This is a genomic window from Luteimonas sp. Soil_N_1, assembly GCF_057656255.1.
Map to the genome: position 1 here is coordinate 1,035,979 of NZ_JBDGKS010000001.1, position 14,559 is coordinate 1,050,537.

A 14,559-nucleotide genomic window follows, 5' to 3' on the forward strand; every position below is an offset into this window, starting at 1 on the left:
CCCAGATGACCGCACACCCCACGCCCCCATCCCCCTGGCGCTCGGGGCAGCGCGGTGCGCGCCTGCGCATGTGGTTGCGGCGCGAGGCGCTGCCGCTGGTGTGCCTGCTCGGCCTGTTGCTGGTGGCGCGTTCGTCGCTGGCCAATCACTACTACGTGCCCAGCGGCTCGATGGAGCCCACGTTGCTGCCGGGCGATCGCGTCGTCGTCGACATGCGTGCCTATGGCCTGCGCGTGCCCTTCACCCAGTGGGCGGTGTGGGCCGGCGATGCGCCGACGCGCGGTGATGTCGTGGTGTTCCGCTCGCCGTCGGATGGCATCCGCCTGATCAAGCGTGTGGTCGCCGTCGGCGGTGACCGTGTGGATCTGATCGATGGACGTCTGGCGATCAACGGCACGCCGCTGGCGCTCGATCACGATGCGCCCGAAAACTTCGGCGATGTACAGGTCACCCTCAACCTCGATGCGGGCGGCGGCCCGGATCTCGATGACCTGCGTGTGCCCGACGGTCAGGTGCTGGTGCTCGGCGATCACCGGGGCGCCAGCATCGACGGGCGCTACTTCGGCTTCGTGCCGGCTGCGGCGATCTACGGCCAGGCGCGCGGCGTGTTCTGGCGTACGGGCGACGGTTTCGGCTGGCGCCGGCTCTAGGCGCCCATCTCAGCGGTCGTCGACCAGTTCGCCGCCCGGCAGGAAGTTCCAGGTCCGGGTCACGTGCAGCACATCGATCTCGTCGCCAGTCGCGGGCAGTGGCGGATAGGGCTCTGCGAGGCGCGCAATGCGCAAAGCCGCATCGTCGAGCATCGGCGTGCCGCTGCTGCGGATGATGTCGGCGCGCTCCACCGAACCGTCGCGGCGGATCGCCACGCTGATCACCAGCTCGCCGGCCAGCTGCCGGCGCCGCGCTTCGTCCGGGTAGTTGAGGTTGCCGACGCGCTCGACGCGATCGACCCATTGCCGCAGATACGCGGCATAGGCGTACTCCTGCGTACTCGCCGACACGAACTTGCGTTTGGGCCGGCGCGCGTAGCGCTCCGAACGCATGTGGATCTCGGCCGCGAGCCGCGCCATTTCCAGATCGCGTTCGATCTTCTCCGGCCCGCGCGGCAGCGTCGACGGCTCGCTCTGTGTGGTCGGATCTTCGACGGGCAGCGTCGTCTCGCCCCGCGTGCTGGCGACCACGCGGTCGAGCGGCGGAGGCTGCACATCCGGCGACTGCGCGCGCAGTTCCATCGGCGCGACGCCGGTGGTGTCCTGCGGTACCTGGCCGATCTGCGCCTCGCGCGGGCGGTTGGTCTGCTCGTGTTCGCCGCCGCCCTGGTTGCTGGCCTGGGCGAGGAAGTCGGCCTGCGCCTGGGTCAGCGGACTCGTGGTCTCGGTCAGGATCACGTCCAGCGTCGGCATCACCGGCGCGGCGTCCTCGGTCGCGAAGCCGATGCCCAGCACCAGCAGGCCGTGCACCAGCAGCGACAGCACCAGCGTCGCACCGAGGCGCGCGCCGTCGTCGATCTGCGGAGGCGGCGGGGCGGCCTGCATCGTCGGCAGTGCGGGTCGCGTCAGGGCGTGTGCGTCGCGACCGGGCCGCGCTCGATCGCGTCGAACAGCAGGCCGGCGATGTTGGTGCCGTAGGCCGCGTCGATCTCGCGGATGCAGGTCGGGCTGGTGACATTGACCTCGGTCAGCCAGTCGCCGATGACGTCCAGACCGACGAAGCGCATGCCGCGCGCGGCGAGCGTCGGGCCGACCTGCGCGGCGATCCAGCGGTCGCGCTCGCTCAGCGGACGCGCTTCACCGCGGCCGCCGACCGCAAGGTTGCCGCGGAACTCGTCGCCCTGCGGAATCCGCGCCAGGCAGTAGTCGACCGGTACGCCATCGATCAGCAGGATGCGCTTGTCGCCAGCCACGATTTCCGGCAGATAGCGCTGCGCCATCGCCAGGCGACGGCCGCCATCGGTCAGCGTTTCCAGGATCACGTTGAGGTTGGCGTCGCCGGCGACGGCGCGGAAGATCGAGCGACCGCCCATGCCGTCGAGCGGCTTGAGTACGGCGTCGCGATGTTCGGCGACGAAGGCCTTCAGCGACGGCGCATCGCGGCTGACCAGCGTCGGCGGACAGCACTGCGGAAACGCCAGCGCGCCCAGCTTTTCGTTCATGTCGCGCAGGCCCTGCGGATCGTTGACGATCATCGCGCCCTGCCGCTGCGCCACGCCGAGGATCTGCGTGTCGCCGACGAACTCCGGATCGACCGGCGGATCCTTGCGCATCAGCACCACGTCGCCGTCGCCGAAACGGCGCAGCGCCGGCGTGCCGAGGGTGTACCAGTCGCCCGGGTCTTCGCGCACGGTCAGCGGCGCGGTGCGTGCGACCGCCTCGCCGCCGGTCATCGCCAGGCCACCGGGAATCACGTAATGCAGGCGATGGCCGCGGCGCTGCGCTTCGAGCAGCATCGCGAACGTCGAGTCCTTGGCGATCCTGATCGACCCGATCGGATCCATCACCACGACGACATCCAGGGACATGCGCAACGCCTGCAGGGAGAGAGCAGCCGATCTTATCAGGGGGCATCGCGCGTGCCGCGCCGCCGCATTTGAGGCTTCGCGCACAAAGCGTGCGGAAATCTTGACAGTCCGACATCCGGGCGCGGTATAACACCTGCCTGCAGCGGCGTTGCCGACGTTCCGCGCCGCGCACCAGGGGAGACTGCATGACCACTGACGACAAGCCGTCCACCGGCAGCCTCGATGGACTGCGGGTGATGGTGATCGACGACTCGAAGACCATCCGCCGGACCGCCGAGACGCTGTTGCGTCGCGAAGGTGCCGAGGTCGTGACCGCGGTCGACGGCTTCGAGGCGCTGGCGAAGATCGCCGACCAGAAGCCGCAGATCATCTTCGTCGACATCATGATGCCGAGGCTCGATGGCTATCAGACCTGCGCGCTGATCAAGAACAACCAGGTGTTCCGCCACACGCCGGTGATCATGCTGTCCTCCAAGGACGGCCTGTTTGACAAGGCGCGCGGCCGCATCGTCGGTTCCGAGCAATACGTCACCAAACCGTTCACGCGCGAGGAACTCCTCGGCGCCATCCGTACGCACGTCAACGCCTGAGGGGGCAGGGACATGGCTCGCATCCTGTTGATCGAGGATTCGCCGACAGACACCGCTGTGCTGACCCAGTGGCTGGAGCGGCATGGCCACCAGGTGCTGGCATCGGCCAACGCCGAGGACGGCATCGCGACCTGCCGGCGCGAGCGTCCCGACCTCGTGCTGATGGACGTGGTCCTGCCCGGCATGAGCGGGTTCCAGGCCACGCGTGCGCTGGCGAAGGATGACGACACATCGGGCATCCCGATCATCATCATCAGCACCAAGGGCATGGAGACCGACCGCATGTGGGGCATGCGGCAGGGCGCGAAGGGCTACATCGTCAAGCCGCCGACCGAGGATGCGCTGATCAGCCAGGTCAACGCGGTTCTCGCGGGATGACTGCGGACGTACGGACAGGCGAGGCGCCTGCCAGCGGCGCGTTCGCGCTGCTGGCCGAGTACGAGCGGCGCAGTCTGGCCCACAGCGTAGGCCTGCCCGACCAGCTCGACGCGCCGGGCCTGTGGCGCGGCGTGGGCTATCGCGTCGGCCGGCGCATGCTGGCGTCGTCGTTCGAGGAAGTGATCGAGATCCTGCCCATGCCGCCGGTCACCAGCGTGCCCGGGGCGCAGCCCTGGATGCTGGGCGTGGCCAACATCCGCGGCAGCCTGCTGCCGATCGTCGACCTCAAGCAGTTTCTCGAAGGCGAGCGCACGGTGCTGCAGGAAAGCCAGCGCGTGCTGGTGGTGCGTCAGCCCGGCGGTGACGTCGCGCTGACCATCGACGAACTGTTCGGCCAGCGCAGCTTCCTCGAGGAAGACGAGGTCTCGGCCGACCGCATCGCCGAAGGCCGCTATGGCCACTTCGTCGAGCGCGCCTACGCCCATGCCAACGCGACCTGGGGGGTCTTCAGCCTCGACCGGCTCGGTCGCACACCCGAATTCAGACACGCCGCGGCCTGAAGGCCGCCGACGCACCCGGAACCAGGAACGGACCCGCAGCATGAGTACATCCACCGACACCCTCGTCGCCAAGCGTCGCACGCTGGGCACCAACTTCTGGGTCGTGCTGCTGGTCGTGGCCGGCGCCGTTCTGGTGCTCAACACCGGCTACAGCACCTGGAAGGCCTCGCGGCTCGGTGGCGCCAGCACGGCGGCCTCGAACCTGCGCGTCGACAGCCAGCGCCTCGCCAACCAGGGCACCGAGGCCGTGCGCGGCAACGCGGCGACGTTCGAAGCGTTCAAGGCGACGCGTGCGCGGATCGACGACGACATCCAGCGGCTCAACAGCAACTACGGCCAGACGACGGGTGTGTCTGGCCCGGTGGCCAAGGTCATCGACACCTGGGCACCGCTCAATGCCAGCGCCCAGCGGCTTGCGGACAGTGAGGCCGCAGTGACCGCATTCGCCGGTCAGGCCCAGCGCTTCAGCCAGGGCGTACCGCAGTTGCAGGCCCTGCTCGACGAACTGGTGCGCGCGATGTCGAGCAGCGGCTCGCCGTCCTCGCAGGTGTACATGGCGCTGCGCCAGGTGGTGATCGCCGGCGACATGGCGCGCCGCGTGACCGAGGTGCAGTCCGGCGGCGCCGGCGCGGCGATCGCAGGCCAGGGCCTGCGTCGTAACGCGGAGGATTTCCAGCAGGTCATGACCGGCCTGCGCGAAGGTGACCAGGCGCGTGAGCTGCAGGCGCTGACCAACGGCAACGCGCTTGCCGCGCTGACCCGCGCCGACGAAGCCTGGGGGCAGATGCGGGCCGAACTCGAAGCGATCCTCGGCAGCAGCGAGCAGCTGTTCCAGGCACAGGCCGCCGCCGGCGCCCTGGTCGCCGGTTCCGACGCCCTGCTCACCGACAGCGAATCGCTGTTCAGCGCCTTCACCGCGTTCGGCTCGCTGACCGACCGCAGCCTCATCGGCAACATCTGGATCAGCATCATCGCAGGCCTGGTCGCACTGGCCGCCATCGCCGGTCTGCTGATCGCGCTCAACCGCGCGCAGCGCGAGCGTTACGAAACCACGATGGAACTCAACAACCGCAACCAGGAGGCGATCATGCGCCTGCTGGACGAAATGGGTTCGCTCGCAGAGGGCGACCTGACGGTCAAGGCGACGGTCACCGAAGACATGACCGGCGCGATCGCCGACTCGATCAACTTCGCGATCGAGCAGCTGCGCAGCCTCGTGCAGACGATCAACGACACCTCGGTGCAGGTTGCCTCCAGCGCGCAGGAAACCCAGGCCACCGCGATGCATCTGGCCGAAGCCGCCGAGCATCAGGAGCAGGAAATCAACTCCGCGTCCGACCGGATCAACGAGATCGCGGTCAGCATCGACCAGGTCTCGAAGAACTCCGCCGAATCGGCCGACGTGGCGCAGCGTTCGGTGCAGATCGCGACCAAGGGCGCGGGTGTGGTGCGCGAGACGATCGCCGGTATGGACTCGATCCGCGACCAGATCCAGGAAACCTCGAAGCGCATCAAGCGGCTGGGCGAGAGTTCGCAGGAGATCGGCTCGATCGTCGAACTGATCAACGACATCTCCGAGCAGACCAACATCCTGGCGCTCAACGCCGCGATCCAGGCGGCCTCCGCCGGTGAAGCCGGCCGCGGCTTCGCGGTCGTGGCCGATGAAGTGCAGCGCCTCGCGGAACGCGCGACCAATGCGACACGCCGTATCGAAACGCTGGTGCAGACGATCCAGTCCGACACCAACGAAGCGGTGACGTCGATGGAGCAGACGACCTCCGAAGTGGTCGCCGGTGCGCGCCTGGCCGAAGACGCCGGCACCGCGCTGGGCGAGATCGAAAGCGTCTCGACCAGCCTCGCCGACCTCATCCAGGGCATCTCCTCGGCCGCGCATCAGCAGTCCTCGGCTGCGACCAACATCACCACGGCGATGCATACGATCCAGTCGATCACCAGGCAGACCTCGCAGGGTGCGAACCAGACCGCGGCATCGATCGGCAACCTGGCGCAGCTGGCCGCCGACCTGCGTCGCTCGGTCGCCGACTTCAAGCTGCCGGCCTGAGCCACGGAACGGACTCCATGACGGTCAGTTTTTCCAGGGCGTGCCGATCCCCTGACGGGGTCGCCGCATGAGCGGCCTGCGCGACGCCATCGACCACACCATGCTCGGCTGGATCAAACCCGAGCTGGACGAAGTCCTGCGCCAGGCGCGGCTCGAGCTGGAGGGGTTCGTCGACGATCCCCTCGACGTCAGCCGCATGCGGCTGTGCGCGGGCTATCTGCACCAGGCGCAGGGCACGCTGCGGATGGTCGAGCTGTACGCGCCGGCGACGGTGGTCGAGGAGATGGAGCTTCTGGCGGAGGCGCTGCGCAGTGACACCACCGCTGATCGCGACGTCGCATCGGCTGCCCTGCTGCGCGGCATGCTGCTGCTGCCCGATTACCTCGAGCGGTTGCAGAGCGGGCATCGCGACATTCCGATCGTGTTGTTGCCGTTGCTCAACGAACTGCGCGCCGCGCGCGGTGAAGGCGGGCTGGGCGAAAGCATCCTGTTCGCGCCGGATCTGGCACGTGCTGTGCCGGAAGCCTTGCCGGCGCAGGCTGCGGAGATCGATGGCGAGGCCGCGCTTCGCCAGTTGCGTGTCGCCCTGCAGGCGTGGCCGACCACCGGCGCACCCGGTGATGCCGGTGCACTGGTCGCCGGCGTGTCGGCGCTGTCGGCACGCGCAGAGTCGGAATCGCAGCGGCGCATGCTGTGGGTGGCCGCCCATGTTGCCGAGGCGATCGCCGATGGCGCGTTCGCGCCTGCCACGCTTGCCGCGCTGCGTCCCGTGTTCGCCAGCGTCGAGCGCGAGACACGCCAGCATGTGCAGGCGTCGCGCCTGGATGCCGCACTGTCGGATGGCGCGCAGGAACCGACGCGCCAGCTGCTCTACTACGTCACCGATGCGGAGGCCACGCATCCGGCGCTGGACGTCCTGCGCGAGGCATTCGACCTGCAGGCGCAACTGCCCAGCGAAGCGGAACTCGAACACGCGCGCGGCAGTCTGGGCGGGCGCAACCGGGCTCTGCTGAGCACGGTGTCGTCTGCGGTCAAGGAAGATCTGCTCCGGGTCAAGGATGCACTCGACCTGCATCTGCGCACCGGCGCGACCGACACCATCGGGCTGCAGCCCGAGGTGGAAGTGCTGGCCGGCGTGGCCGACACGCTGGGCATGCTCGGTCTCGGCGCGGCGCGAACCGTCGTGCAGCAGCAGCGCGATGTCATGCGCGACATCGTCGAGGGCCGCACTGCGGCCACGGAAGACACGCTGCTCGATGTCGCCGGCGCACTGCTCTATGTCGATGCGACGCTGGACGAGCAGGTCTCGCGCATCGGCGGCGACGGTCCCGACGTCGCCCAGGACACGCTGGCCGTCGAGGCCCAGCAGTCGCTCGCGGTGCTGATGCGCGAGGCCATCGCCAATTTCTCCGACGCGCGCCAGGCCCTGGTCGCGTTCGTCGAAACCAGCTGGGATCACGCCGAACTGCAGGAAGTGCCGCGTCTCCTCGCCGAAGTCGGCGGTGCGCTGGCGATGCTGGAACTGCCGCAGGCCGCCGACTATCTGGCGGGCGTGCGGCTGTATGTCGAGCGGGAACTCATCGCGCGCCAGCGCGTACCCAACGGCCGCCAGCTCGATACGTTCGCCGACGCGCTCGCCAGCCTGGAGTACTACCTGGAGGCGTTGCGCGAGCAGCGTTCGAACCGGAGCGACATTCTCGACATCGCGCGGGGCAGTCTCGAAACGCTGGGCTACTGGCCGTTGCCGTCCGAAGCGGACCGGGTGGACGACGACACGGCATCGCCGCTTGCCGATGCCTACGACGCCCCCGAGGTCGACATCGGACTGCTGGCGCGCGGCATCGAGGCGTGGACACCGCCGACGTCGGTTCCCGAGCCGGCTCCACCTGCGATCCCGCCCGCTGCGGTTCCCGTAGCACCGGCGCGCAATGTCATCGGCGGCTTCGCCGATGTCGGTGACGAGATCGACGACGAGATCCGCGAGGTGTTCCTCGAAGAGTTCGCCGGCGAGATCGAGAATCTCGATACGCTGCTGCCGCCCTGGCGCGCCCAGCCGGCGCACGTGGAACTGCTCCGCCCGATCCGTCGCGTGTTCCACACCCTCAAGGGCAGTGGTCGCCTGGTGGGTGCCAAAGCGCTGGGTGAATTCAGCTGGTCCATCGAGACACTGCTCAACCGGGTGCTCGACGGCAGCCGCGTGGCCAGCCCGGCGGTGGTCGAGATGGTCGACCAGGCCTTCTTCACCCTGCCCGAGCTGCTGGCGGTCCTGCGCGGTGATGCGCCCCTGCGCGCGGATCTCGAAGCGCTCCAGGCCAATGCCGCCCGGATCGCCGACGGCGACGAGACCGCGCCCGCGCGTCCAGCGCCGCTGGCCGTCGTCGCGGCGCCGGATCCGGCAACGGCGCCGGCTGTCGTGGACGAGGCGGATGCGACGTCTGCAACTGGCGCCCCGGATGTGACGGCTGCAGGCGAGCGGATCGATGACGACGCAGGTGCGGTTGCCGATGAGACCGTCCCGGCGTCGGTAGACGGGATGCTGCTGGAGATTCTGGACGCCGAAGTTCAGGGCTATCTGCTGAGCGTCGGCGACTGGCTCGGCGCCGTCGCGGCCGGTGTGCCGGTCGATGGGGAGCGTCTGCAGCGCGCGCTGCACACCATGCATGGCGCGTTCGCCATGGCCGAGGTGCCGGCCATCGGGCTGCTGCTCGGCCCTGCAGAGGAGTATTCGCGACGCCTGCTCGCAGCCGGGAGGCTGCCTGCTGCCGACGATCTTCCGGTGCTCGACGCAGTCTGCGTGTCCGTCCGCGAAGCCCTGCGCGAACTGCACGGCGATGAACCCAGGATCGCCGTGCAGCACGATCTTGCTGCGCGGATCCGCGCGCTGCGCGATGCGCTGCCGGACGTCCCGGCGCACTCGTTCGAGTTTGATCCGCTCGACATGCTGGAAGATGGACAGGCAGAGGCTTCGGACGCCGGAACCGGCGGTGCGGTGCCGGCTCCGCTCGAACCTCTGCCTGCCGACATGGCACGTGCGGAGGACGAACGTGTTGAAGCGATACGCGCTGAAGTTGCGCAACTTGAAGCCGAACGTGTCGAAGCCGAACGTGTCGAGTCCGAACGCGTCGAGGCCGAGCGTGTCGAAGCCGAACGCGTCGAAGCCGAACGCGTCGAGGCCGAACGTGTCGAAGCCGAACGTGTCGAAGCCGAACGCGTCGAGGCCGAACGCGTCGAGGCCGAACGTGTCGAAGCCGAACGTGTCGAGTCCGAACGCGTCGAGGCCGAGCGTGTCGAAGCCGAACGCGTCGAAGCCGAACGCGTCGAGGCCGAACGTGTCGAAGCCGAACGTGTCGAAGCCGAACGCGTCGAGGCCGAACGCGTCGAGGCCGAACGTGTCGAAGCCGAACGTGTCGAAGCCGAACGCGTCGAAGCCGAACGCGTCGAAGCCGAACGCGTCGAAGCCGAACGCCTCGAAGTTGAGCGTGTCGAAGCGGAGCGCGTCGAGTTCGAACGCGTTGAAGCCGAACGCATCGAAGCCGAACGCATCGAAGCCGAACGCATCGAAGCCGAACGCATCGAAGCGGAACGCGTCGAGTCCGAGCGCATCGAGGCCGAACGCGTTGAAGCCGAACGTGTCGAAGTTGAGCGTGTCGAAGCGGAACGCGCTGAAGCCGAACGTGTCGAAGCCGAGCGCGCAGAAGCCGCGCGCCTCGAAGCCGAACGTAGCGACGTAGCGCAAATCGACGTCGGACGGCCGGGCCAGGCCACGGTCGATCAGGCAGCCGCCGCTGCGGTGGCTGCCCTGCGCACGCAGGCCCTGCTCGATGCCGGCGTCCTTGCGGCGGAACGCATCCGGTTCGAGCGGCAGGCACGGGCAGCACAGGCACAGCCGGTGCCTGCACCTGCATCCATCGACGCGGACGCACCCGCCGCATCGCCGCCGTCGGAGGCCGCAGCGCATGTATCGGTTCCTGACGCTGGCGTTGCAGATACCGGGCAGGCACCCCTCGACGTGGCGGCAACGGCAGCAGTGCCGGACGAGGACACTGCGGACCCCGCCGGACAGGTGCGCCCGGTCGCGAGCCCGGATTCCGGCGCCGCGGCTGTCCCGGTGTCGGACGAGGATCCGGATGCGCCGCTTTCGCTCGAGGGCCTGGACCCCGAGCTGATCGACATCTTCGTCGAGGAAGGCATCGACCTGCTCGACCACTCCGACGCACTGCTGGCGCAGCTGCGTGCATCGCCCGAGAACCGCGACGCGATCGCGGGCCTGCAGCGCGACCTGCATACCCTCAAGGGTGGCGCGCGCATGGCCGGGCTGATGGAAATCGGTGAGCTCGGGCATGCAATGGAGACGCTGCTCGAGTCGGCTGCCGAGCGGCAGCGGACGCTGCGCCGCAACGACGTCAACCTGCTGGAGCAGGGCTTCGACCGGCTGCATACGATGGTGTCGCGTGCCGGCGAACGCCGCGCGATCGGCGCCTCGTCGGCGCTCGTCGATGCATTCAGCGGCAAGCGGAGCGATGAGACATCCGCGGATACCGCGCGTCCGGACGAAGCGCCCTCTCGTATCGGGCTGGCGCCCCTGTCGGCGCCGTTGCCCACGGCGGAGCCGGGCATCGACGACGACGACGGCGCGCTGCGTGGTTCGCAGGAACAGGTGCGCATCCGCGCCGATCTGCTCGACAAGCTGGTCACCTACGCCGGCGAGGTCGCGATCTATCGCGCGCGTCTGGAGCAGCAGCTCGGTGCGTTCCGCGGTGCGATGAACGAACTCGCGCAGACCAATACGCGTCTGCGCGACCAGCTGCGCCGCCTCGACAGCGAAACCGAAGCGCAGATCGTCGCCCGCTACCAGCGCGAGGGCGAGGACACCGATACCACCTTCGATCCGCTGGAGCTCGATCGTTTCTCGACGCTGCAGCAGCTGTCGCGTGGTCTCAGTGAGACCGCGTCCGACTTCGGCAGCCTGCAGCAGATGCTCGAAGACCAGACCCGCCAGTACGAGACGCTGCTGACCCAGCAGTCGCGGGTGAGTTCGGATCTGCAGGAAGGTCTGATGCGCACGCGCATGGTGCCCTTCGACGGCCTCGTGCCGCGCCTGCGGCGTGTGGTTCGCCAGGCCGCGCAGGACACCGGCAAGCAGGTGCAGCTCAAGCTCGACGGCACGCAGGGCGAGCTGGACCGCAACGTGCTCGAACGCATGGTCTCGCCGCTCGAACACCTGTTGCGCAACGCCGTCGCGCACGGCCTCGAAACGCCCGAAGCGCGGCGTGCCGCCGGCAAGGCGGACGAGGGCAGTGTGCGGGTGGCGGTGCGCCGTGAGGGTTCGGAAGTGGTGCTGGAAGTCGGCGACGACGGCGCAGGACTCGATCGCGCGGCGATCCGTCGGCGTGCGGAAGAGCGCGGCCTGCTGCAGCCGGGTATCGAGGTATCCGACTTCGAGCTCGATGCACTGATCCTGCAGCCAGGCTTCTCGACCGCGACCGAGGTCAGTCGCCTTGCGGGCCGCGGCGTCGGCATGGACGTGGTCGCCAGCGAAGTCCGCCAGCTCGGCGGCACGTTCGACATCCACTCGCAGCACGGCGCCGGCACCCGCTTCACGCTGCGCCTGCCGCAGACGCTCGCAGTCACGCAGGCGGCGTTCGTGCGCATCGGCGAGACCGTATTCGCGGTGCCGATCGCTTCGGTCCGCGGCGTCGGGCGCATCGGGCGCGACGATGCGAAATCCGGTGCGGTCTACCGGTATGGCGGCGAAGACTATCCGCTGCACGACCTCGGTCGCCTCGTCGGCCAGCCGGTCGCGCGCGCCGAAGGGCAGTTGCAGATGCCGCTGCTGCTGATCCGTGCCGGTGAGCTGCGCGCCGCGGTTGCGGTCGACGAGATCGTCGGCAACCGCGAGATCGTGGTGAAGCCGGTCGGTCCGCAGATCACGTCGATTCCGGGCATCTTCGGCGCCACGATCATGGGCGATGGCCGCGTGGTCGTGATCCTCGACATCGCGCCGCTGGTGCGACGCCATGGCGCGATGCTCGCCACGCAGCCCGACGTGCCGGCGCAGGCGCCCGAGCCCGTGGTGGAGCGCCGGGCCGTGCCCCTGGTCATGGTGGTCGACGACTCGGTAACGATGCGCAAGGTCACCGGCCGCGTGCTGGAGCGCCACAACTTCGAGGTGATGACCGCACGCGATGGTGTGGATGCACTCGAACGCATGGACGAGCGCGTGCCCGACCTGATGCTGCTCGATATCGAGATGCCCCGCATGGACGGCTACGAGCTGGCGACGCACATGAAGGCCGACCCGCGCCTGCGCGACGTCAGCATCATGATGATCACCTCGCGTACCGGTGAGAAACACCGGCAGCGCGCGTTCGAGATCGGCGTCGACCGGTATCTCGGCAAGCCCTACCAGGAGCCGGAGCTGCTGCGGCACGTCTACGCGCTGCTGAAACTGGAGCGCGACGATGACTGAAGCGATCCGCACCGTCGTGCTGTCGCGTGAAGGCGCAGCCTGCGACCGCGTGGTCGAAGGGCTGGCCGAAGCGGGTGCCGAACTGGTTGCGACACTCGACCCGTCGCAGCACGCGCCGGATGCGCTCGAAGCGCTGTCGCCTTCGGTACTGGTGGTGGTGCTCGATCCGGCAGACGAGGACGTGCTGGAAGCCTTCGAGCCGGCCTTCGCCGCGCCGGGTCGCACCGTGATCTTCGAAGAAGCCGCGCTGGTGCTCGAACGCACCGGCTGGGATGCCGCGCGCTGGGTCCGCCATCTGGCGGCGAAGCTGCGGGGCGTCGGCGATGTGCTGCCACCGTCTGCGACCAGTGACGCGGCGGGTGCCAGCACGCCGATGGCACTGGAATTCGACGCGCACACGGATGCTGCGCCCTCCGTCGTGCCGGACGCCGACGTGACATCCGACGGGTCGGAACCGTCGGCATCGGAATCGACCACCGACGATGCGATGCATCTCGCGTTCGACCCGGTTGCGGCCGAGTTCGATGCGCCAGCGAGAGCGCCGACACCGGCTGTGGAGTTCAGTTTCGATTTCGAACTGGCTGATTACGACGAGACCAGTTACACCCCGCCGGCCGCGCCCGCGGGCGAAGTGCGCGATCTGGACGAGAATCTGGCGGCGTTCCCGAACGCGACGTCGGTGTTCGACCCGCCGCCGGGCGATGTCGACGGGGCGGAGGCGGAGACTGGTGCGCCCGTGGTGTCTTCGGACGCATCGCCGGCAGACGCCGCACCGGAGCCGCTGACGCTGCTCGACAGCGATGCACTGCCTTCGTTCCGCGTCGCCGCACCGGCCGACGGGGATGCAGTTGGCGCAGCCACACCGGCCCACCCGTTGCAGCGCGACCTGGCCGAGCTCGAATCACGCATTTCCGGCCTGAGCCTCACCGATACCGACAGCTACGGCCAGGGCCCGGTCAGGGGCGTCGTGCTGATCGCCGGCGGCCTGGGTGGCCCCGACGCGGTGCGCCAGCTGCTGGGCGCCCTGCCCGAAGGGTTTCCGCGTCCGGTCCTGGTGCGGCTGCAGCTCGACGGTGGTCGCTACGACCGCCTCGTGCGGCAGATGGAGCGCGCGACTGCATTGCCGGTACAGCTGGCCGAGCCTGGCATGCGCGCTTCGCCGGGCGAGGTCTACTTTCTGCCGCCCGACCTGCTGCCGGAAGCCGTCAAGGGCGAGCTCCGTTTCGCGGAAGGCAGCGGCATCGCCGATCTCGCCGATGCGGTGCCGGCCGACGACAGCGCGCTGCTGTTTCTCAGCGGCGCGGATCCGTCGCTCGTCGACGTGGCGATGGGGCCTGGCTGGCAGGGCGCGCTGGTCGGTGGCCAGAGCGAAGAGGGCTGTTACGACCCGGTCGCGGCACGTGCCGTGGCGCAGCGTGGCGGTCCGTCGGGCAGCCCGACCGAGATCGCCGACTGGCTGATCGCGCGCTGGATGCCCGGTGCGCGACGTTTCGAATCCGGAGGGTTGTCGCTGTGAGCGCAGATCAGGAAATCCGCGGCGTGTTGATCCGCAGCGGTGCGACCCAGTTGTTGCTGCCCAATGCGACGATTTCCGAAGTGCTGTCCTACTCGCCGCCCGAAGCCGTGGCGAACGCCCCCGACTGGCTGCTCGGACGCCTGCGCTGGCGCGGTTGGCGCCTGCCATTGGTCGCGTTTCCGGTACTGTCCGGACAGGGCGAGGAGCGCGCGGATCTGGGCAGCAAGGTGGTCGTGCTCAAGACGCTGGGGGGTGATGCGCGCCTGCCGTTCTTCGCGCTGCTGACCGAAGGCTTCCCGCGGCTGGTGACGATTTCCGAAGCGAATCTGCTCGACGAATCCGACGGCGACGGCGATGCGCTCCCGTTCGCGGTGCGCGCCCGCGTGCGCCTCAACGACGACGTCGCGCTGATTCCCGATATCGACCTGATCGAACAGTCGGTGCGCGAGGCGCTGGCGGCCTGACG

General features: G+C 68.9%; 9 protein-coding genes and 3 pseudogenes. 9 read left to right on the forward strand and 3 right to left on the reverse strand.

The genetic code is table 11. The features are described from left to right. The first annotated feature begins 5 nt into the window (after positions 1-5). A complete protein-coding gene (gene lepB / locus AC3A4E_RS04715; RefSeq protein ID WP_487630395.1) occupies positions 6-650 on the forward strand; it encodes a signal peptidase I in 645 nt (214 codons plus the stop codon). A 9-nt stretch (positions 651-659) separates the two neighbouring features. On the opposite strand, the gene AC3A4E_RS04720 is transcribed toward lepB, so the two are convergent. Together AC3A4E_RS04720 and gshB are read right to left on the reverse strand one after the other, a co-directional pair. Further along, positions 660-1,535 (reverse strand): energy transducer TonB, encoded by an 876-nt coding sequence (locus AC3A4E_RS04720; protein ID WP_487630396.1) that lies wholly within the window; start codon positions 1,533-1,535, stop codon positions 660-662. Positions 1,536-1,555: 20 nt separating this feature from the next. Then, the gene (gene gshB / locus AC3A4E_RS04725) at positions 1,556-2,518 is read right to left on the reverse strand and encodes a glutathione synthase (protein WP_487630397.1); all 963 of its coding nucleotides are present in this window, start codon (positions 2,516-2,518) and stop codon (positions 1,556-1,558) included. A gap of 185 nt (positions 2,519-2,703) precedes the next feature. Between gshB and pilG the strand changes: the two genes are divergently transcribed. The 5 genes and pseudogenes from pilG to AC3A4E_RS04750 form a co-directional block, all read left to right on the forward strand. Continuing rightward, complete coding sequence (gene pilG / locus AC3A4E_RS04730; RefSeq protein WP_487630398.1) at positions 2,704-3,108, forward strand: twitching motility response regulator PilG; 405 nt, start codon at positions 2,704-2,706, stop codon at positions 3,106-3,108. Positions 3,109-3,120: 12 nt separating this feature from the next. After that, positions 3,121-3,486: a response regulator transcription factor gene (locus AC3A4E_RS04735; RefSeq protein WP_487630399.1), complete on the forward strand. Its 366-nt coding sequence runs from the start codon at positions 3,121-3,123 to the stop codon at positions 3,484-3,486. Then, positions 3,483-4,046 (forward strand): chemotaxis protein CheW, encoded by a 564-nt coding sequence (locus tag AC3A4E_RS04740; RefSeq protein WP_487630400.1) that lies wholly within the window; start codon positions 3,483-3,485, stop codon positions 4,044-4,046. The genes AC3A4E_RS04735 and AC3A4E_RS04740 overlap by 4 nt, the downstream gene beginning before the upstream one ends. 40 nt (positions 4,047-4,086) lie before the next feature. After that, entirely contained in the window at positions 4,087-6,108 is a 2,022-nt protein-coding gene (locus AC3A4E_RS04745) for a methyl-accepting chemotaxis protein (RefSeq protein ID WP_487630401.1), read from the forward strand. 361 nt (positions 6,109-6,469) lie between these two features. Beyond that, a pseudogene (locus AC3A4E_RS04750) lies at positions 6,470-9,826 on the forward strand (FimL-related protein); the annotation flags it as partial. On the opposite strand, the pseudogene AC3A4E_RS04755 reads toward AC3A4E_RS04750, so the two are convergent. Then, positions 9,774-10,346, reverse strand: a pseudogene (locus AC3A4E_RS04755) (hypothetical protein); the annotation flags it as partial. The pseudogenes AC3A4E_RS04750 and AC3A4E_RS04755 sit on opposite strands and share 53 nt — an antisense overlap. Between AC3A4E_RS04755 and AC3A4E_RS04760 the strand changes: the two are divergent. From AC3A4E_RS04760 to AC3A4E_RS04770, 3 genes and pseudogenes are all read left to right on the forward strand, one after another. Then, a pseudogene (locus AC3A4E_RS04760) lies at positions 10,328-12,577 on the forward strand (response regulator); the annotation flags it as partial. The pseudogenes AC3A4E_RS04755 and AC3A4E_RS04760 overlap by 19 nt on opposite strands. After that, positions 12,570-14,093, forward strand: coding sequence for a chemotaxis protein CheB (locus tag AC3A4E_RS04765; RefSeq protein WP_487630402.1), 1,524 nt, complete (start codon positions 12,570-12,572; stop codon positions 14,091-14,093). The pseudogene AC3A4E_RS04760 and the gene AC3A4E_RS04765, both read left to right, overlap by 8 nt. Further along, a complete protein-coding gene (locus tag AC3A4E_RS04770) occupies positions 14,090-14,557 on the forward strand; it encodes a chemotaxis protein CheW (protein ID WP_487630403.1) in 468 nt (155 codons plus the stop codon). The genes AC3A4E_RS04765 and AC3A4E_RS04770 overlap by 4 nt, the downstream gene beginning before the upstream one ends. The last annotated feature ends 2 nt before the right edge of the window (positions 14,558-14,559 follow it).